Genomic DNA, 19,222 nt, shown 5'->3' with positions numbered 1-19,222 from the left:
ACTTATTATAACAATCAGAAGCCCTGGCGATCGCCGGGGCTTTTTTTAGGTCGAGGAAAGTACATGTTTTATAAAATCGCACAGAAAGTCATGTTTCAGATGGATCCTGAGCGAGCTCACCATCTTGCTATAGGCAGTTTAAAAATGACCGCCAATAGCCGGTTAACGTGTCTATATGGACAAACGATTGCACCCGCTCCTGTCAGCTTTATGGGGTTGACCTTTCCTAACCCAGTGGGACTCGCTGCCGGTATGGACAAGGACGGCGAATCGATTGATGCCTTTCATGCGATGGGATTTGGTCATATTGAAGTGGGTACAGTTACCCCAAGACCACAGCCTGGTAACGATTTACCCCGTCTATTTAGATTAAAGCCTGCCAAAGGCATCATTAATCGCATGGGGTTTAATAATAAGGGTGTCGATAATCTGGTCAAAAATTTGATCGCTAAAAAGACCGATATTATGGTTGGCGTTAATATTGGCAAAAATAAAGACACGCCAGTAGAACAAGGTAAAGACGATTATTTGATCTGCATGGATAAAGTTTATCTCCATGCGGCTTATATTGCGGTGAATATTTCATCACCCAATACCCCAGGATTACGATCGCTACAATATGGCGATCTATTAGATGAATTATTGAGCGCAATTAAAGCCAAGCAACTTGAGCTGGCCGAAAAGCATAAAAAATACGTGCCCATCGCGCTTAAAATTGCTCCAGATTTAACCATCGAAGAAATTGAAAATATCGCGCAAGCTTTGATTAAAAACAAATTTGATGGCGCAATTGCGACCAATACTACTTTAACACGTGATGGTGTTAGCGGTCTTGCCAACGCCAATGAAAGCGGCGGCTTAAGTGGCAAACCTTTAACTGAGCTGTCTACTAAAGTGATTAAGCAATTGGCAATTTGTTTGAAAGGGCAGATCCCGATCATCGGTGTGGGCGGTATTAATAGCGCTGAAGATGCCTTAGCCAAATTCGATGCGGGCGCCACTATGGTTCAGATTTATTCGGGTTTTATTTATCAAGGTCCGAAGTTAATTAAAGAAATAGTGAATGCATACCGCTTGAAATAATGATCTTAGGATTAAGATAACGATCTAAAATAAGATCTTATTCTTTAACAGCGATCTAAAATGATCCTTAGATCGCTGTTAAGATCTTACAATAGAACGACTAAGTAACTGTTAAATAATTTGTATTTTATTATTTTTATTTTGATATTGGATAAAATATCTACTATTATGTCCCAGTGTTCAAATATTGGGTCACCGTTATGTTATTAATGCCGCAAAAAGATTGGCAATGGAAATATAACGATTCGTATGGTGTATTAGGCGTATCGTTAGGTTCCGAGATAGAATTTCTGACGTCTTATAAAGCAAAATTACTCATTCCAGATGCCTTATCAAGCATGGAATTTAATATTGCGCACGCCAAATTCTATATGAACTTACTCGATAGATTGCCTAAAACCCTGTCTTTGTCCGATGCCGCTATTGTTCAAATTGCGCTCAATGCCACCGCAGCCCATTTTATGCTGACACCGCAAATGCCTAAATCATGGTTTTTTGATACCAGTGATGTCTGTGTTTATAGCGATGTAGGTAAAGTCTTTGAACTTAAATGCCAAAAGCAAAGGGCACTCGTGCTTGTGGTTGAAAACACCCTGCAATCGGCCTTAGTGATGTTATTATCGCCCGAATGTGTTTTATCCGGTGCTAAAACTATGGTGCAGTTTGAAACCATCAAAGTGATGCATAATCGCTTACACCCCCTACGTGCGCAGCGCCACGTGGTTGCGGCATAGTGTAGTTGTAGATCAATAGCCATTATTGGTTTTTAATATCTGCCATTAGCCATACATCACGATTGGTTTTGATATTAACCACTTGCCGATAATTCGCTAAAATCCCCATGGCGTTAGTGCGTTATCTGTACTCTTTTCTGCTAAGAAAGCCTTTTCCTAAAATTAGTCACGTGGATCTTCAACACCTTCCTTTCGAATTCTACCCAACGATAATTTGTGAGTCTTATTACTCTTTATTGGCTCTGCTTTTAGTATCAAACTCATTACGCAGTCTGGTTTGCCATGGTATTCACTCGTCGACTCGCAGCGAGTCCATCCGTGGATGCTCGACCGCCCCGTCCATGGGGCGGACGGTCGTCTCGCCAATCACCATGGCGCACCTTTCAGCATTTGCGTAGTCTGCAGGTTCAAGAGGAGGAGTTTTTATTTAACTATGGTAAGAACGGTTTTGGTGAGCTGTTTGTGTACCTCTAAAAGCAAAAAGAGTTGGGAGTGCCTATATTTTTTGGGGATTAAAATGCGCTAGCCGTGGTAAAGTGTCTGTTATTGTTTGGACCGAATAAGGCGATCGTATCAACGATTACCAATTAACGTCAGCAGAAAAGTGTGTAGCCAGAGAAAGCTAAAAGAGGGTGTAAAATGGGTACAGTAAACCCCATCAAGGAATTGAGTATTGTCGGTTTTAAATCGATACGTTCGATGGAAAAGCTAAGATTAAATAGCTTAAACGTCCTAATTGGCGCTAATGGTGTTGGTAAAAGTAACTTTGTTTCATATTTCCGCTTGCTTGGTGAGATGCTCGACGGGCGTTTACAGGTATGGAGTAAAAAACAGGGCGGAGCAGATCGAATTTTAAGCTTTGGCATAAAAGAAACTGAAAAATTTGGATCTCTTGTGACCTTTGGTATTAATGGTTATAAGTTTCTTTTAGAACCAACAGTAGATGGTGGTTTTACTTTTGCGCAAGAATCACTCTATTTTAAAGGGCCTTATTTTGGTGATAAGTGGATTTCTCTGGGTTCTGGTCATAATGAAGCAAAGCTAAAATTTAAATATGAAAAAAGCAGTAAATTTTCAGAAGCTGATTATTGTTATAGTTCAATTTCGAGTTGGCGTGTGTACCATTTTCACGACACTAGCGATACGGCAGGAGTAAAGCGGTTATCCTCTGTACACGATAACGAGTATTTACGTAATGATGCTTCAAATTTAGCAGCGTATTTATATCGTTTAAAAAATGAAGAGTCCGAGGTATATAGTCAAATTCGTAAGACTGTTAAGCTAGCGATACCATTTTTCAACGATTTTGTGTTAAAGCCAACTCAGTTAGAAACTGGTGAAGAACAAGTTCGTTTATTATGGACACAAACAGATAGTGATTATGCGTTATGGCCTAGTCAGTTGTCTGATGGTTCAATCCGTTTTATTTGCTTAGTAACAGCGTTGCTACAACCCAAACCTCCTTCTACCATTATTATTGACGAGCCTGAGCTTGGATTACACCCGTACGCTATTACTTTACTTGGAGCATTATTACGATCGGCTTCACTGCGTATGCAAGTGATTGTTTCGACACAATCAGTACCTTTGCTGAATGAGTTTGAAATCGATGATCTTATTGTTGTAGAAAGAGAAAATGGTGCTTCTAACTTTAAACGTTTAGAGGAAGATGAATTTAAGTTTTGGCTTGAGGATTATTCAGTTGGTGAACTTTGGGAGAAAAATATTTTAGGCGGGAGGCCGTCAAAATGATCATTGTTCATGTCATTTGTGAAGGGCAAACTGAAGAAGCCTTTGTTAATAATTTACTTGTTGAACCTTTTGCTAATAAAGGTATTTACCTTAGGCCTGCTTTAATAGGTAAACCTGGGCATAAAGGCGGTAACTTCAAATTTGAACGTCTTTTGCCCGATATCCGAAATCGACTTACTGCGGATAAAAACTGCTATTGCACCACATTTTTTGATTTCTATGGGTTACCCGAATCATTCCCGGGTAAAAAAGCTTTAGCTGTTAATGCTGCTATTACGGATAAGGCTGAATCGTTGCAGAAAGAATTGGTTGCAAAGCTTACCGAGACATTAGGTACTGATGTGATGCGCCGCTTTATTCCTTTTGTACAAATGTATGAGTTCGAAGGTTTGTTATTCAGCGATCCCGAGAAAATGGCTTTAGGCATGGATAAACCAGATTTAGTTGCATCCTTTCAAGCTATCGCTGATAAGTTCGCTTCACCTGAACACATCAACAACAGCCCGCTAACAGCACCGAGTAAGCGTATTATAAGTTTAATTGATAATTACGAAAAACCACTGATGGGAACTTTGGCGGCACTAGATGTTGGCCTTGAAGCTATGCGCGGAAAATGTGAGTTATTTAATACATGGTTGCAACAAATTGAAGCATTGTCAGCAGAGTAATTATTACAATAGCAATCGATTTTTTAGTAACACAATTACGTAATTTAGTTAATAATTTAATAGCACCCATTGTTAAATTTGGTTACCCAGTATACGCCGGGGTTGATGAGATTAAGCACAGTCATGGAAGTGACCATCCGTGACATGGATGTCACGGTCGAGCCTATAGGGATACTTCTTACTAGGTAACAGGACGGCGTGTCACTGGAATAAGTGTGCTTAATTAAACTCCATCAACAAAAACGCCTGCTACTGCAGGCGTTTTGTTTATGTCTATTCGCTTTGCTTTTACGCGCTATAGCCTTAGAAAGCGGACTATTTTTTAATCCATTTGCCTTTGGCATCTTGCACATAGTTGCCTTTATCTGTGGCGGCTATGGCTTTTTCGCCTGCGAGTTTAGCTACATCGGCTGGGGAGAGTTTGTTCTTCTTGGCGATGGTTTCGTAGTGGGCGCGACGTTTGTTATTTACGTCGTCCATCACGGCTTTGGCTTCGGGATTGGCTTGCACTAATCCTAAGTAGCCGTTGGCTTGTTCGCCTAAATAGCCCTGTGATTTAGCTTCTTGAAGTGACATGGCAAAGGCGCTTAGGCTTAAAAAGCTGAGGGTTAATAGCAATAATAACTTTGTTTTTAGTCGGATTGATTTCATGGTGATTCCTCAATTCTTATTTAATTAGAACAGCTTATCGTCTGATAGGAGTTGGTCTAATTCCTTATCTACTTTGATCCGTATCTCATGTTCAATTTTCACATTGAGATTGATAACGATAGGTTTATCCGGCGGTTCTATTTTGACTGTGGGCGTACAGCCCTGCAATGAGGTTAGGGCTACCAATGCGATAAGTGCGCTTCGGGTACCTATGCTAATTTGCTGTAATTGAATTATCTTCACTGAGGTTTCCTTGTTACTTCACTGATTTTTCGATTCTGTCCTGCAAGTCATTACCAATTTGCAGACTTCTAAATAATTGCAGCATGTTCTCTTCGTGGGAGTAATTCAAGTGGATAGGGCGTTCAATCCCTTCACCGCGGCCTTTCACTTCGACGAGTAGTTTAGCATCACCGGCTTGGTCCATATCAAAGCTGCTTGATAATTGGCTGTATTGTAAGTGTTCTAACGTCGAAAAGACAAAGTCTAGATACGGTTGGGATTGGCGCATCTGCTCAACGGCGGGGTTGCCCGAGATAGCGATGAGTCCGCCGGGTGCGCGCGCGGCTAATTGCCCGCCAGTGATCGACACTTTGCCGTTGATTAAATCGACGGGCAACACGCCATCGAATATGCCGTCGGCATAGATGCCAATTTGCGGTTGAATACGCAGGACCTCTTCTAGACTCATGGCCTGCAGTAACAGATAGGCATGGGATTTATCCTGCAATTTAAGATTAAATTCTGGCAGCAGAAACTGGCCGCTGAGCACTTTGCCTTTGGCGGTCATGGAAACATCGGTGTCACTTAAGCCTGTGAGTTGTTGTATCCAATTGTCGGGCAATTTCTCGGCATCTTTGCCAAGGGCGATATCGGCTTCCACTTCGATATCGGTCAGTGGGAAGCCTGGATCAAATAAGTTAAAGGTCATCAGCGTCTGCGGGCAATTGAGCTTACTGAGGCTGCTAAAATAGCCTTTATCCTGTGGCTTGTTATGAGACACTTTTTTATAAGATTGCCCCCAAGTGAACTCACATTGCGCTTGCAGTTTTCCCCCCTCAAAAATGATGTCTTTATAAAAGCCTTCAAGTTCTGTCATCGATTGAGTTATTTGCATGGCAAATTGGGTCTGATCGCGCTGTTGGGTTAAATTAAACTGCGCCTGTAATTGGTTATTACCTGTGACATTAAGCTCAGATGGTAAGGGTTGGGTTTGATTGAGCAAGGCTAGCGCCTCGGTCATGCTAGTGTTGACTACCCATTGGCCCGTTAACACTAAGGGATTGTTCGCGGTGGCAAGATTCAGCTTATGTTGGCTTTGCAGTTCAACTGTGCCCACTTGCCAGTGCTCATCACCAAAGAGCGTATTATTTTTCCAATCTAAGCTTTGTGCCAGCGTTAACTTGTCCAGCTTGAGTACGGTTTCTTTGCGGCTGCGGCCTTTGCTGCTGAGCTGTTTTTCGATATTTAGCTGACTGGCTTGCCATGCGAGTTGATTACGCCAAGTGGTAGCGCGTAGTGAGTCGAACAGCGCTTCGATATCGGGTTTAAGCTCAAATGACATGGCTTTGTGTAATGCAATCGAGAAACTGCCCGCATTCATATCGGTTTTCGTTATGATGCTAGTGCTAGCATTTTTATCCGCATTAGCCTCAGTGACTACATCATCTGTCACTAAAGTCTGTTTGGTCTGCGAAAAATACAGTTGCTCCAGTGCTAAGGTTAAAGGCGGTATGGCAAGGGTTAACCTGTTTGCGGTATCAGATGTGGGCACTGAGCTTTGCGCTGGACTGGCTTTCTGAATGCTAGCGTTTTGAATACCAGAACTCTGAGTATGAGTGCTTTTCTGCGAGCTTATGTTCAGCGGCGCGAGGGCATTTATCGCGATACTACCAAGGCTAAACTCTGCATGTTTAGCCGCATTTTTATTTTGCATGCTAATACGCTTAAGCTCACCCACGGCGAATTGTAGCGTGTTGCCAGTATTTTGTTTTGTTGATTGAGTCAGTTCAGTCGATTCGGTAGCGGCAGTGATAAATTGCCAATCGGTTGAACTTGGCGTCTGAACTAAGTTAAATGTGCCTGCTGTCGTTAACTGACTATTATTCCAGCTAAAGTCCTGCGGCGGATTTGCCCACAATTCAGATAATTGCATTGAGCTGGTTTGCTTCGTACTAAGGCGCCAATCTGTTTTGAAGGACAGTGCTTCGGTTGATTTTGTTATTTCAACATTGGCCAAATCGACTTGGGTATCTAGCTTACTGCCTAAGGTCTTAAGCTTCACTTGAGGAAGTTTAATTGCAAGGGGATTAGCTAAGTGCACATCTTGCGGAATTTGAGTCAGCGGATAGTGCAGGGCTTCAGGCAATGTCAGTGCGATCCCCACTGGTGTATCTGTACTCTTGAGCCCCGATAGCAGCTTAGCGATTTGACTCGCTAGCGGATAAGGCACTTGCTCCGAAGCAGGCTTGGCTGCCGGCTGGGTTAAAGATTGAGTTGAAGGCTGTGTTAAAGGCTTAGCCAGCGACTTATCGAGCAGCTGCATCAATCGTTGTTGCTGGACGGCATTGGGGCTCACAGCTAAGCTAAAGGGCTCTAGTTTTAGGTCAAGTTCAGCTAAATGTCCGGCAATCTTAAATGCTAACTTAGGTTTTGACACAAGCTCGGGTTTAGGTGCAAGTTGCAGCGCTGCCAACTGATTAAAGGTCAGCTTTGGCTCGATTAACTGATGCTCACTGATAAGCTCGCCTGAGGTTAATGTAATACTGCTGTTGGATACCAATTGGCCTTGTAAATCAATTGCTAACGCTTGCCACTCTTTATCAAGCTCAGTTAACGGACTCAGCACACTGTCTTGCGCTTGCCTCAGGCTGATTTGATGCAAGCTCGTAAGCAGCGGCGCGAGCTGGATTTGACTCATGAGTTGCCATTTGTTGGTTTCGAGTGTTGCTTTCAGTGTGGCGATGCTTTCGCCTGCGTGGCTAAACTCGCTGTTGATTTCCCCCGCGCCGTTGAGGCTCAACTTGTCCATCACCAAACGATAGGCAGGTAAATCATTTTGGGTGTTGAGATGCTGGGCTTTGAGAATAAGACTGGTTTTTCCGATATCGATGAGTGGTAATGATTTGATATCTAAGGCCAATGCGGGGCCTTGTTCATCGATGGCATTTCTATTGGGTAAAAACAGTGATTGCCCTAACTCGACCTCAATATCACCTGTGGATATTTGGGTGATTTTTTGAGTGAGGTAAGAAGCTTGGCTGAACTGTTTAAGTTCGGCAAAACTCTGTGGCCAGTCAAGTTTTAGCTGAATATTCAAATCATTAAGCCTGATATGGCTATCATGCACCCTCAGGTTGGCAGAAGTAATTCGCCAATGTGCTAACTGACTTTGCCCTAATTCAATGTCAATCAGTTCGCTGTCCATACCTGTGAGGGCAAAATTTGCCGCCCGTATGATGAGTTGTTCAGCCTGGGTATTCACAATCCAAACAGTTAACGCCACGCCCGCCAAGATGCCCGTTAAGCTGGTCGCCAATAAGGTTTTTTTTAGGGGGAATTTACGGCGATTTTGCTCAGCAACATGGGTATCCGTTCCAGAACCTAAAGCACCACTGCGAGGGTCAGCGGATATCTGCGTTGCCTCGTGCTGAAGTGTCTTGCTATCAGAGGCATTGCCACGGCTTGGCTTGTTGTGGATTGGCATTGGGTTTGATATTTATCCTTTATTGACTGAGCCCTGATCAAACTCGTGCTTTAGCAGTGCAAAAATACACGAATGTGTATATTTCATTGGCACTTTTACTTCGTTCGGTTACTTCGGAGCTTTTATATCGCGCACGAGCACCTGAGGCAGTTTAACACTCAAGGGCTTAGCTGACTAATGTGAAAGGATCATTGAATAGACAAGAGACTGATGTCAATAGTTGAGGTTTTACAGGCTCTTGTACTTAATCTATCATTCGGGCAAGCTAACTTTTAGTTAACTCACTCTTGGTGAGTGAATTGCGGCTAGCTAAATATCTGGGCGGCGATCACCACAATTCCGCAAAGTGTGGCGAGCATTAAGGCTAACTTGCCGCCCGCAACGCGGTAACCCGTCGGCATATTGGCAGCGTCTCGCATCTGGCGTTGTGTCCACACCATGGCCACAGGTAAAAAGATGGCGAGGATCACCAGCGCAATCGCCGCGTAACCTAGGGCGGTGATAAAACCTTGAGGGTAGAAGAGGGCAAAACCTAAGGGCGGTAAAAAGGTGATAGCCGCGGTTAAGCTTCGACCTGTTGCATTATCTTCTTGCCTTAAGCTTGAGGCCATAAAATCGAACAAACCTAAACTCACCCCTAAAAACGAGGTCGCAAGGGCGAGATCGGCAAATAGACTAATAGCGCTACTTAAGTATTCACTGTGCAGTACGCTCGCCAGTTGATTGATAAAGCTTGATAAACTCTGGTTTTCGAGCAATTGACTTTGGTTCAATACGCCTTGACTGCCCAGTTGCCACAAAAGGTAAATCACTAATGGCAAAGCTGAGCCAAACAACATGATCCTGCGCAGGGCTTTGACCTCAACGCCCAAGTAGCGCACCACTGAGGGAATCGAACCGTGGAAACCAAAGGAGGTAAAAATTACCGGGATAGCCGTGATAATCAGCCCTTGGTTAAGTGGAAGCTCGAGTAAATGTGGGCTTTCAACCTGCGGCAGTAACAAGGCCAACATAAGCAATAATGCCAATAGCTTAAGGGCAAATAAACCGCGATTGATGAGATCCACACAGTGGGTTCCCATGCCCACAATGGCGCCAACCAGCAGGGTGAATAGGATTGCACCCGTCTGCGGTGGCAAATTTAGTCCTAGCCAAGTGCTCAGCTTTTGGTTCACTTGCTCGCCGCCGCCAGCAATGTAGGCGGCGCAGAGGGCGTACAGTAAAAACATCAAGGCGCTATTGGCGACCAACTGGCCCTTACGACCCAATAAGCGCTGCGCTAAGTGATTAAGACTGGCATCGCTGGGGGCGAATTGGTGGATCTCCACCATTAGCAGTGCCGTGTAGGCCATTAGCGCCCATATGATGAGCATTATGGCGGAGGAGGTGCCAAAGCCAAGTCCAGCAGATGCGATAGGCAAAGCCAACATGCCCGCGCCGATTGTGGTGCCGGCGATAAGCAGTAAACTGCCGAAAATTTTATTCTGTGTCATAACATGATCTCAAAAGCGTGTTGCAAGAAAAAGAGATAAAGACTTGATCCTAAAGCAACTGTCTTAAAGGATTTTGATGCGATTCAATAATGAAATGATTCAAGCACAAAATAATTTAAGCAAATGAGACAGTGGCGCTCAGCGGATCCGAAAGGATATGGCCACAATGGAATGTCAGGCGAGGTGCCTATCTATGCCATTGCGGCTACAGATAGGGAGTATAAAATGCTGTGAAACACATAAAACTTGCCTTAGCGTGTGTTGAGTAAAAACGGATAAGTGTTTTGATGCTTTGCCTTAATAACCTAACGGCAACGGAGGTTACCATAGGGAACTGAAATGTACTTGTCAACCATTACAACAGTATTTTGATTATTTTTTGTCACAGGATTAAGGCGCAAGATATTCATTGTTTACATTGCGGCAATGGCACTTGAGGGAATCGCACGATAAAAAATGCCGCCGACTTGATTTAAGCGGGCGGCATTTTTAGCGGTAAAATCGATAGTAAGACATCAGGAACAGTGAGCAGATTATGCTTTGCTCTGCAGCGCCTTTTCATGTCTTGCCAACAAATTTGCTGTGATGTCACTGAGGCTTAAGTGTTGATCCTCAAGCAATACCAGCAGGTGATAGATAAGATCTGAGGCTTCATTAACCAGCTCTTCCTTATCGTGGGTCGCGGCGGCAAGGGCGGTTTCAAGACCTTCTTCACCGACCTTTTGGGCGATACGTTTTGTGCCGCGCGCAAACAAAGACGCCGTGTAACTGGAATCGGCACTTTGCCCTTTACGTGAGGTGATTAAGCTCGCGAGGTTGTTCAAGAAAGGGTGCGCATTGTCATCTAACCAGCAACTTTCGGTGCCTTTGTGGCAGGTTGGGCCGTTGGGGATCACTTGCACTAACAGGCTGTCGTTGTCGCAGTCCTTATCGATAGCGACCAACCTTAGCGTATTCCCCGAGGTTTCCCCCTTGGTCCACAAGCGCTGTTTTGAGCGGCTGAAAAAGGTGACATCACCTGTGCTCAAGGTTTTTTCCAGCGCGGCCTTATCCATATAACCGAGCATTAATACCTTGCCCGATAAATGATTTTGGATCACGGCAGGAATGAGCCCATCCTGTTTGTTCCAATCCAGCTCGCTAAAATCCGACTTAGTGTTTGTTTGCGTTGACATAGTATTCACTCTTAATCTGTTTGTAGAACCTAGAACCTAGAACCTAGAACCTAGAACCTAGAACCTAGAACCTAGAACCTAGGACCGCTCTAGCGTCTAATCGCGATCCCTTCGGCCGCTAAATAGGCTTTTAATTCACCTATGTTGATAATCGCCTTGTGGAATACGCTCGCTGCCAGCGCTGCATCGACCTTAGCTTCAATAAATACATCGCGAAAATGCGCCATAGTTCCAGCACCGCCCGAGGCAATTAACGGCACGTCGCAGATGGCGCGAACAAGACTTAACTGCTTGATATCGTAGCCACCACGCACACCGTCTTGGTTCATCACATTGAGCACGATTTCACCACAACCACGTTTTTGCACTTCTTCAACCCAGTCTTGGGTAAACCATTGGGTATCTTTAGTCGCAGCCTCATCGCCAGTAAATTGCTTTACTTTATAGCTGTTGCTGGTGGCATCGAAAAAGGAGTCGATACCAATCACGATACATTGGCGGCCGAACTCGTCCTGCAGGCGTGAGATCAAACTCGGATCGGTTAACGCGGGCGAGTTAATCGAAATCTTATCCGCACCAAAGGCTAATAACTCACGGGCTTGGCTAATGGTTTTAATGCCACCTGCCACGCAGAAGGGAATATCAATCTGCTCCGCCACGCGGCTCACCCAAGATTTATCGACCACACGTTCGTGGGCGCTGGCGGTAATGTCATAAAACACCAGCTCATCGGCGCCTTCTTCGGCATAACGCGCGGCTAAGGGGACGATATCGCCGACAATTTCGTGGTTACGGAACTGCACGCCTTTCACTACTTTACCGTCTTTTACATCTAAACAGGGGACTAGTCGTTTGGCCAGCATTGGATTGCCTCCGCCACGTTAAACTGATTGATAAGCAAGGCTTTACCGATAATGATGCCCGCAGCGCCGCTATCACGCACGGCGGCAACATCATCAAGGGTCGCAATACCGCCGGAGGCTTGCCAAGCTATATTGGGATAGCTAACTGCAATTTCTTGATAAAGCGCGGTATTGGCGCCCGTTAAGGTGCCATCACGGCTAATGTCAGTTACAAGCGCGTGCTTTAAGCTGACCGCGCTAAAGGTTTCTACAAGGGATTCTAAACTCTTACCGCCACCACTTTGCCAACCGGATACGGCGACCATTTTCTCACCGCTCTGGTTGATATTCACATCGAGAGCGAGGCAAATCGCTTCGCTGCCGTATTTGATAAACCATTGTTTGACTAACTCAGGTTCTTTCACCGCCAGTGAGCCAATCACCACGCGTTTTACGCCGATAGCTAATAATTCAGTGACTTGCTCTTCTGTACGAATGCCGCCGCCCACTTGAATGTTGGCGTTAAGTCCCGCCACGAGTTCACTGATAAGGCGAGTTTGGCGTTTAGCGGGATCTTTCGCGCCTGTTAAATCAACGATATGCAACCACTTAGCGCCTTGTGACTCGTATGATTGCAGCTGCGCCAAAGGACTTAAATCAAAGGTGGTCTGCTGGCTGTAATCGCCTTGATAAAGGCGGACGACATTGCCATCAATTAAATCAATCGCAGGAATAATCATATGCTTAGATCCTCGATTGATTTATTTGTAAGTTGTTTGTTAATAACTGGTTTTTAATGAGTAATTTATTCATTGGTCAGTCTTTCCTGCGCCAACTTGTCCATCAGCGCTTCATCCATCTGTAAAAAGTTACGCAGAATTTGCGCGCCCACGGCGGCACTTTTTTCGGGGTGGAACTGCACGCCCATAAAGTTGCCTTTGCCAATGGCGGCGCTAAAACCTTCACCATAGGAACATTGGGCTAAGGTGAATTCGCTCAATGGCGCGCGGTAACTGTGGACGAAATACACATAACTGCCATCTTCAATGCCCGCAAATAGCGGGTGAACGCTAGGGGTTTTGGCTCCTTGTGAGTTTGTCGTTAGCTTAAGTTGATTCCAGCCCATATGCGGTAAAGGTAAGCCTTCAGCTTTGAGTAACTCAGTATCCAGTTCACAAATGTCGGTCGGGATTATGCCTAAGCATTCGCAGTCTTGACCTTTGCCGCCGCGCTCCTTAGAAATCGCCGCCAACATTTGCATGCCAAGGCATACGCCCAGTACAGGTTGAGTCAGGCCTTGAATGAGTTCGACCAAGCCTTTTTCATGCAAGGACGCCATGGCGGCTCCCGCTGTGCCCACTCCCGGTAGCACCACACGTTTTGCCGCTTTGATTTTGGTTTTATCGTCTGTGACCAACACCTTAGCGCCTAAACGCTCGAAGGCGAAACGTACTGAGTTTAAATTGGCGCAGCCCGTGTCTATGATGACGGTTTCAGCATCTGATGATTCATTTGCTGTTAATTGCGGGCTAGTTGTTAATTGCTGGCCAGCTATTAATAGAGTGTCTTGTTGCATCCTAACCTCTTAAACGATTTATGCTGATGCCTTAAAGCACGCCTTTGCTTGATGGCAGAATATCGCCTTCGACTTTAACCGCTTGGCGTAGCGCGCGCCCGAGCACTTTAAACAGGGCTTCAACCTTGTGGTGATCGTTATCGCCTTCGGTTGACACATGCAGCGTACAGCGCAGGCCATCGGCAAAGGATCGGAAGAAGTGCGGCACCATTTCAGTGGCCATTTCGCCCACATGCTCACGCTCAAAATCGGCCGAGAACTTGATAAAAGGGCGGCCAGAGATATCCAGCAGACATTCACCCTTGGCTTCGTCCATCGGCAGACTAAAGCCGAAACGGGCAATGCCGCGTTTGTCGCCGAGCGCTTGGCGCAGGGCATCACCTATAGCCAGTGCAGTGTCTTCGATGCTGTGGTGATCGTCGATTTCTAGATCGCCATCGACTTTCACATCCATTTTAAAATTACCGTGGGTGGCAATTTGATCTAGCATGTGGTCGAAAAAGCCAATGCCAGTGTCGATTTTACCTTTAACGGGGCTGTCGAGATCCACAGTCACGCGAATATCGGTTTCTTTGGTGGTACGTACGACTGTGGCGGTGCGGCCTTTATTGAGCAGCGCATCGGCGATGGCGTTCCAGCCTAAAGTGTCGCGTTGATATTTCAGGCTTTTAATGCCCATGGCATTGCCCAGCTCCACATCGGTTTCGCGATCGCCAATTACCGCCGATTGGGTGAAATCGATGCAGCCTTGGGTGAGGTAGTCTTTCACTAGCCCAAGCTTAGGTTTACGGCAGCTGCAATTTTCATCATTAAAGTGTGGGCAAATTACCACATCTTCGAAGTTAACCCCTTGGCTTTTGAGGATTTGCATCATCATATTGTGGGGCACATCGAAATCTTCCTGCGGGAAAGACGGTGTGCCAAGGCCGTCTTGATTGCTGACCATGACTAAGCGAAACCCTGCCTTTTGCAGACGGAGCAAAGCGGGGATCACCTGTGGCTCAAACACTAATTTAGCCAGACTATCGACCTGTTTGTCGGTGACGGGTTCTTCAATCAAGGTGCCATCGCGGTCGATAAACAGAATTTTTTGTGCAACATTCGGGATAAATTGTGGGTTCATGGCTCTACCTTCAAATTCAAGTCGTTTAGCTAATGCTTAAGCTGATTTTACCTTCAGCGTTGCATTCGCTTTTTATTAGTTTTTTATGATCAGAGATTTATTATCAGTGACTTATTATTCGTTTTCTGATGACTGCTCAGTGCGTTGCGATTCAAATAAATTCACTAACACATCGGTATCCGCCTTTGAACTAAAGCTAAAGCGGATAGCTTTGGCAAGCCTTGGGTCTTTGTAAGCGCGGGCGACAACACCGCTGCCTTGCAGTAACGCAGCGACCTTGGCGACATCATCAAATTCAGCCAGTACATAATTGCCGTTAGGCTTAAGCACGCGGGCGCGGGACTCTGAACTATTCGATTTTGAACAATAAGCGCTGATCGCCGCTGTGAGTCTGGCGCCTTGCTCATTTAATTGTGCGACTTGCACTTTCATCCGCGCAATGCCAGCGCTTGATAGCGCCTGTGTGGCGACTTCACTCACGGGCAGCGGCACAGGATAGGGCGCAATCACGCGCATAATGATTTCGACTACGGCCTCGTTTGCCAGCATAAAACCACAGCGTGCGCCGGCGAGTGCGAAGGCTTTTGACAGGGTGCGCAGTACCACTAGATTCGGATAGCTTTCCAGCAAATCTGCCACACTGTATTCGGGGCAAAACTCAATATAGGCCTCGTCGATTACCACAAGCGTGTTGGGCAGGGCCTTGATCGCTTGCTCAATAATGGCTTTGTCAATCACTGTCCCCGTTGGATTATTGGGATTGCAGATAAACACCAGTTTTGCGCCGCGAACGTCCTCGGCATAGCTTGACGGCAAGCCATATTCCGCGCTGAGATTTAATGCTTTAACGCCCACGTTAAAGGTGTTCGCGCTGATGGCATACATGCCGTACGTCGGGCCAAAGCAGGCAATGCTGTCGACGGCAGGTATACAAAAGGCACGAATTAATAGTTCAATCGCTTCATCGGCGCCGCGGCTGGCAACTATCTTACTGGCACTCACACCGCTGTACTCGCTGTAAGCGTTGATAAGCTGCGGCGGTTGGCATTCTGGGTAACGATTCAATTTTGATAAATCGAGTGCTGCGGTATCGACATTATTGAAGGGTGATTCGTTGGCATTGATCCAAATATCACCACGACCGCCCAGCCTGCGGGCACTCTGGTAGGGCGTTAAATCCAGTAACTCTGGGCGCGCTAAACGCTCGGCTAAATTTAGCGGCGTCGATTGCGCTAACGTTGATGATGCTAGCTTTGATGCCGTTAATGCTGCGGGTTCTGCTGTCTTTTCCATGCTGCTCACTTGGTTCATTTTCTTCACTCAGCTCTATTTTTATAAACTTAAGTGCTAATCACTTAAGATCTAGGCGGGTCATTTCTCTAGGCTAGCTAGACGAATAGCGACGGCATTTTTGTGCGCATCGAGCAATTCGTTACTGGCTAACGTCATGACCGCTTGCCCCAATCCGATTAAGCCCTTAGCGCTGAGTTCCTGCACGGTAAAGCGGCGGCTAAAATCGGCTAATGACAGGCTCGACACGGCGCGGCTATAACCGTAGGTCGGCAGCACGTGGTTGGTGCCACTGGCATAATCACCAATAGATTCAGGTGTATAAGCGCCTAAAAATACCGAGCCCGCCGCGCGAATGTTTTTCAGTACCTCACGGGGAAAGCGCGTTTGAATGATCAAGTGCTCAGGCCCATATTGATTCGAAACCTGCGCGGCTTGCTGCATATCGTCCACAACAAAAGTGCGACTGCTGAGGAGCGCCGTTGTAGCTATATCACAACGCGGCAGCGCGGCGAGTTGTCTTGTCAGCGCGTCATTGACGCCATCGGCGATAGCTTGCGAATCTGTCACTAAAATCACTTGTGAATCTGGGCCGTGCTCCGCTTGCGAAAGCAAATCGGCGGCGATAAATTCGCAATTGGCGTCGCTATCGGCAATCACTAACACTTCAGAAGGACCGGCTGGCATATCGATACACACAGTGCAGCGACCATCCTGTGACACTAAGCGTTTAGCTTCTGTCACGTAGCGATTACCTGGGCCAAAAATCTTATCGACCGCGGGAATCGTTTCTGTGCCGAAGGCCAGTGCCGCAATGGCCTGCGCGCCGCCTACTTGATAAATTTCAGTGATCCCACAGGCATTGGCGGCATAGATAATGGCATCGTTGATGGGCGGTGGGCTGACTAATACTCTTTGTTCGCAGCCTGCGATCTTGGCGGGCAGGGCGAGCATCATCACGGTAGAAATTAATGGCGCACTACCACCAGGGATATATAAACCCACTTTTTCAATCGGTTCGCTACGTAGCTCGCAGCGTACTCCCGCCTCGGTTTCCATATCAATCGGGCGAAATTGCTGGGCGCTGTGAAATACGTCTATGTTCGCCATGGCTTTGGATATCGCAGCTTTCAGCTCTGGCGATACCCGTGCGCTTGCCGCAGTAATGTCGGTTTCACTCAGACGCAGCTCATCACTACCTTGTCCATTTACATCTATGGTCGCGCTATTGAAGCCATCAAACTTTTGATTAAATTCGGCAATGGCGGCATCACCCCGCGTTGCCACCGCATCGATAATGGCGCGAACGCTTTGCTCTAAGCCGCTGTCACCAATTAAAGGTGAGCGTTTCAGCGCCGTTTTTTGCTCGGCGGTTGATAAGGTTGACCAAGTTAGGATTTCCATACATTACCCCATCATTTTTTCGATTGGCATTACCAGAATCGAGCTGGCACCGAGTGCGGTCAACTGTTCCATGGTATCCCAGAACAAATCTTCGGTACTGACGGCGTGGATAGCAACGCGGTTAGTATCATCATTTAATGGCAATACGGTTGGGTTTTCCGCGCCGGGCAGTAGGGCGACGATTTGATCTAAGGTTTCGGTTGGCGCGTGTAGCAGTATGTATTTGCTCTCACGGGCGCGGATAACGCCGTTGACGCGGGACAGAATTTTGTCGATGAGTGCTTGTTTAGTCGGCGATTGAGTTTGGGTCGATTGAATGATGCAGGCCATAGAGCGGTAAATCACTTCGGTTTCGTATAAACCGTTGGCCTCTAAGGTGGCGCCCGTCGACACAAGATCACAAATCCCATCGGCAAGGCCGGCACGCGGGGCGACTTCAACCGAGCCTTTTAACATACAGTCGCGATAAGTTATGCCTTTTTGTTGCATAAAACGGCGCAGAAGGTTCGGATAAGAAGTGGCGATGCGTAATCCTTCTAACGAGGAGGCATCGGCGTAACTGAATTCTGTTGGTACGGCTAACGAAAGGCGACATGATCCGAAATCTAACTGACGCAGTTTGAGACAATCTGCGGGTTTGTTCAGAGTTTGACGCTCGATTTGTTCTTCTTCGAGCACGTTTTCACCTATGATCCCCATATCGACTACGCCGTCCATCACTAGACCTGGGATATCGTCATCACGAACGCGCAGTAAATCGATAGGCATATTGTCAGCATGAGCGATAAGGCGTTGTTCATTAATGGAAAATTTAACACCACAGCTTTTTAGCAGTTGCTGAGAGTCAGTAGAAAGACGGCCAGATTTTTGGATGGCGATGCGTAAACGGTTCGATTCAGTCATAGTGTTATCTCGCTCAAAAGTATCAAAATTAAAAGATTCAAAAAGTGTTGTTTAATCGGTTTAATACGCACTGCCATTCAATGGGCCCTAGCTAAGAAATCTAGCTAACGTATTGATAATTTATTAAATATCTAAAAGTTTTTTATTTAAATTAAAACCGAAATTAATGCCTAAATGCAAAAACCCCCGGAATTCCTTCCAGGGGTTTATGATCATCTTGAATCAGTCCGCCAGAAGGATATAGTCCTCCGGCAGTGAGCGTCCGAAGGCTACCGCATATGGTGGTGATGGTGGTGGATAGCGTTCAGTAGTGTGCTCATTTTACTCTCTCGGTATTTAACGTTATTGGCCCAACTGTTCGAAATAAAGTGCAGTCGAAATACAGTTAAGCCTTGAATGCGTTGTTACGGACGTCTATCCGTATAAGTGGATTTAAACTAACCGCTTTTATGAGCCTTTGCAACAGCCAATTTGAATTAAATGAGAATATTTATGCGTTTTTGTGAAAGGCGGAAGGTTATCGTTAAATAAAGTTATTGAGCATTTTTGTTGGGTGGATGTTGAAAGTAGATGGAAATGTGTTGGAAAGTAGTGTTTGGGGTGCAGTAATTTCAGTTGTTAGAAGTTTAGCGTTTACGGGTATCCACTAGCACAGGCTTGCCATGGCATTCGCTCGTCGACTCGCAGCAAGTCCTATATGGACACCTCGAATAGATCAACCACTTTTTGAGTAACAGAAAGTAATACTGCGTACGTATATCCGACCTGTTTGTGAGAATCTTTGTTCTCTGGCCTTAATGAGAACCGCGCCTTTGCTGCTTA

The 19,222-nt window shown here is 46.0% G+C and carries 17 protein-coding genes; 5 read left to right on the top strand and 12 right to left on the bottom strand.

Translation table 11 applies throughout. The features are described 5' to 3' along the window. The first annotated feature begins 63 nt into the window (after positions 1 to 63). The 5 genes from pyrD to L5L91_RS07230 all read left to right on the top strand — a co-directional run bounded on the left by pyrD (position 64) and on the right by L5L91_RS07230 (position 4,237). On the top strand, positions 64 to 1,083 hold the full coding sequence (gene pyrD, locus L5L91_RS07250; RefSeq protein ID WP_173244571.1) for a quinone-dependent dihydroorotate dehydrogenase: 1,020 nt from the start codon (positions 64 to 66) through the stop codon (positions 1,081 to 1,083). 200 nt (positions 1,084 to 1,283) lie between these two features. Beyond that, on the top strand, positions 1,284 to 1,817 hold the full coding sequence (locus tag L5L91_RS07245; protein WP_173244574.1) for a cell division protein ZapC: 534 nt from the start codon (positions 1,284 to 1,286) through the stop codon (positions 1,815 to 1,817). A gap of 282 nt (positions 1,818 to 2,099) precedes the next feature. Continuing rightward, entirely contained in the window at positions 2,100 to 2,291 is a 192-nt protein-coding gene (locus L5L91_RS07240) for a hypothetical protein (RefSeq protein ID WP_263162718.1), read from the top strand. 165 nt (positions 2,292 to 2,456) lie between these two features. Next, positions 2,457 to 3,569: an AAA family ATPase gene (locus L5L91_RS07235; RefSeq protein WP_263162716.1), complete on the top strand. Its 1,113-nt coding sequence runs from the start codon at positions 2,457 to 2,459 to the stop codon at positions 3,567 to 3,569. Further along, complete coding sequence (locus L5L91_RS07230; RefSeq protein ID WP_263236016.1) at positions 3,566 to 4,237, top strand: DUF4276 family protein; 672 nt, start codon at positions 3,566 to 3,568, stop codon at positions 4,235 to 4,237. The genes L5L91_RS07235 and L5L91_RS07230 overlap by 4 nt, the downstream gene beginning before the upstream one ends. Before the next feature lie 315 nt (positions 4,238 to 4,552). On the opposite strand, the gene L5L91_RS07225 is transcribed toward L5L91_RS07230, so the two are convergent. From L5L91_RS07225 to hisG, 12 genes are all read right to left on the bottom strand, one after another. After that, positions 4,553 to 4,888 carry a YdbL family protein gene (locus L5L91_RS07225; RefSeq protein ID WP_106650697.1) on the bottom strand — a complete coding sequence of 112 codons (336 nt, stop codon included), beginning with the start codon at positions 4,886 to 4,888 and terminating at the stop codon, positions 4,553 to 4,555. Between the two features lie 24 nt (positions 4,889 to 4,912). Continuing rightward, entirely contained in the window at positions 4,913 to 5,131 is a 219-nt protein-coding gene (locus L5L91_RS07220) for a YnbE family lipoprotein (protein WP_263236015.1), read from the bottom strand. Between the two features lie 13 nt (positions 5,132 to 5,144). Further along, entirely contained in the window at positions 5,145 to 8,594 is a 3,450-nt protein-coding gene (locus L5L91_RS07215) for a YdbH domain-containing protein (RefSeq protein WP_263236014.1), read from the bottom strand. A 305-nt stretch (positions 8,595 to 8,899) separates the two neighbouring features. After that, entirely contained in the window at positions 8,900 to 10,087 is a 1,188-nt protein-coding gene (locus L5L91_RS07210; protein ID WP_263236013.1) for an aromatic amino acid transport family protein, read from the bottom strand. Between the two features lie 533 nt (positions 10,088 to 10,620). Beyond that, positions 10,621 to 11,262: a bifunctional phosphoribosyl-AMP cyclohydrolase/phosphoribosyl-ATP diphosphatase HisIE gene (gene hisIE, locus L5L91_RS07205; RefSeq protein ID WP_263236012.1), complete on the bottom strand. Its 642-nt coding sequence runs from the start codon at positions 11,260 to 11,262 to the stop codon at positions 10,621 to 10,623. An 89-nt stretch (positions 11,263 to 11,351) separates the two neighbouring features. Beyond that, a complete protein-coding gene (hisF, locus tag L5L91_RS07200; RefSeq protein WP_006081894.1) occupies positions 11,352 to 12,125 on the bottom strand; it encodes an imidazole glycerol phosphate synthase subunit HisF in 774 nt (257 codons plus the stop codon). Continuing rightward, positions 12,107 to 12,844: a 1-(5-phosphoribosyl)-5-[(5-phosphoribosylamino)methylideneamino]imidazole-4-carboxamide isomerase gene (hisA, locus tag L5L91_RS07195; RefSeq protein WP_263236011.1), complete on the bottom strand. Its 738-nt coding sequence runs from the start codon at positions 12,842 to 12,844 to the stop codon at positions 12,107 to 12,109. Before hisA ends, hisF begins: the two co-directional genes overlap by 19 nt. A 65-nt stretch (positions 12,845 to 12,909) precedes the next feature. Beyond that, complete coding sequence (gene hisH / locus L5L91_RS07190; protein WP_263236010.1) at positions 12,910 to 13,680, bottom strand: imidazole glycerol phosphate synthase subunit HisH; 771 nt, start codon at positions 13,678 to 13,680, stop codon at positions 12,910 to 12,912. A gap of 31 nt (positions 13,681 to 13,711) precedes the next feature. Continuing rightward, positions 13,712 to 14,803, bottom strand: coding sequence for a bifunctional histidinol-phosphatase/imidazoleglycerol-phosphate dehydratase HisB (hisB, locus tag L5L91_RS07185; RefSeq protein ID WP_263236009.1), 1,092 nt, complete (start codon positions 14,801 to 14,803; stop codon positions 13,712 to 13,714). A 114-nt stretch (positions 14,804 to 14,917) separates the two neighbouring features. Next, positions 14,918 to 16,114, bottom strand: coding sequence for a histidinol-phosphate transaminase (gene hisC / locus L5L91_RS07180; protein WP_263236089.1), 1,197 nt, complete (start codon positions 16,112 to 16,114; stop codon positions 14,918 to 14,920). A gap of 60 nt (positions 16,115 to 16,174) precedes the next feature. After that, positions 16,175 to 17,497, bottom strand: coding sequence for a histidinol dehydrogenase (hisD, locus tag L5L91_RS07175; protein WP_263236008.1), 1,323 nt, complete (start codon positions 17,495 to 17,497; stop codon positions 16,175 to 16,177). A gap of 3 nt (positions 17,498 to 17,500) precedes the next feature. Beyond that, complete coding sequence (gene hisG / locus L5L91_RS07170; protein WP_041408375.1) at positions 17,501 to 18,400, bottom strand: ATP phosphoribosyltransferase; 900 nt, start codon at positions 18,398 to 18,400, stop codon at positions 17,501 to 17,503. Between the last annotated feature and the right edge of the window lie 822 nt (positions 18,401 to 19,222).

The organism is Shewanella sp. SM55 (assembly GCF_025654025.1).
Lineage (GTDB): Bacteria > Pseudomonadota > Gammaproteobacteria > Enterobacterales > Shewanellaceae > Shewanella > Shewanella oncorhynchi.
The sequence above is the reverse complement of the archived record's forward strand: the minus strand, read 5'-3'. Positions and strand labels throughout refer to the sequence as shown.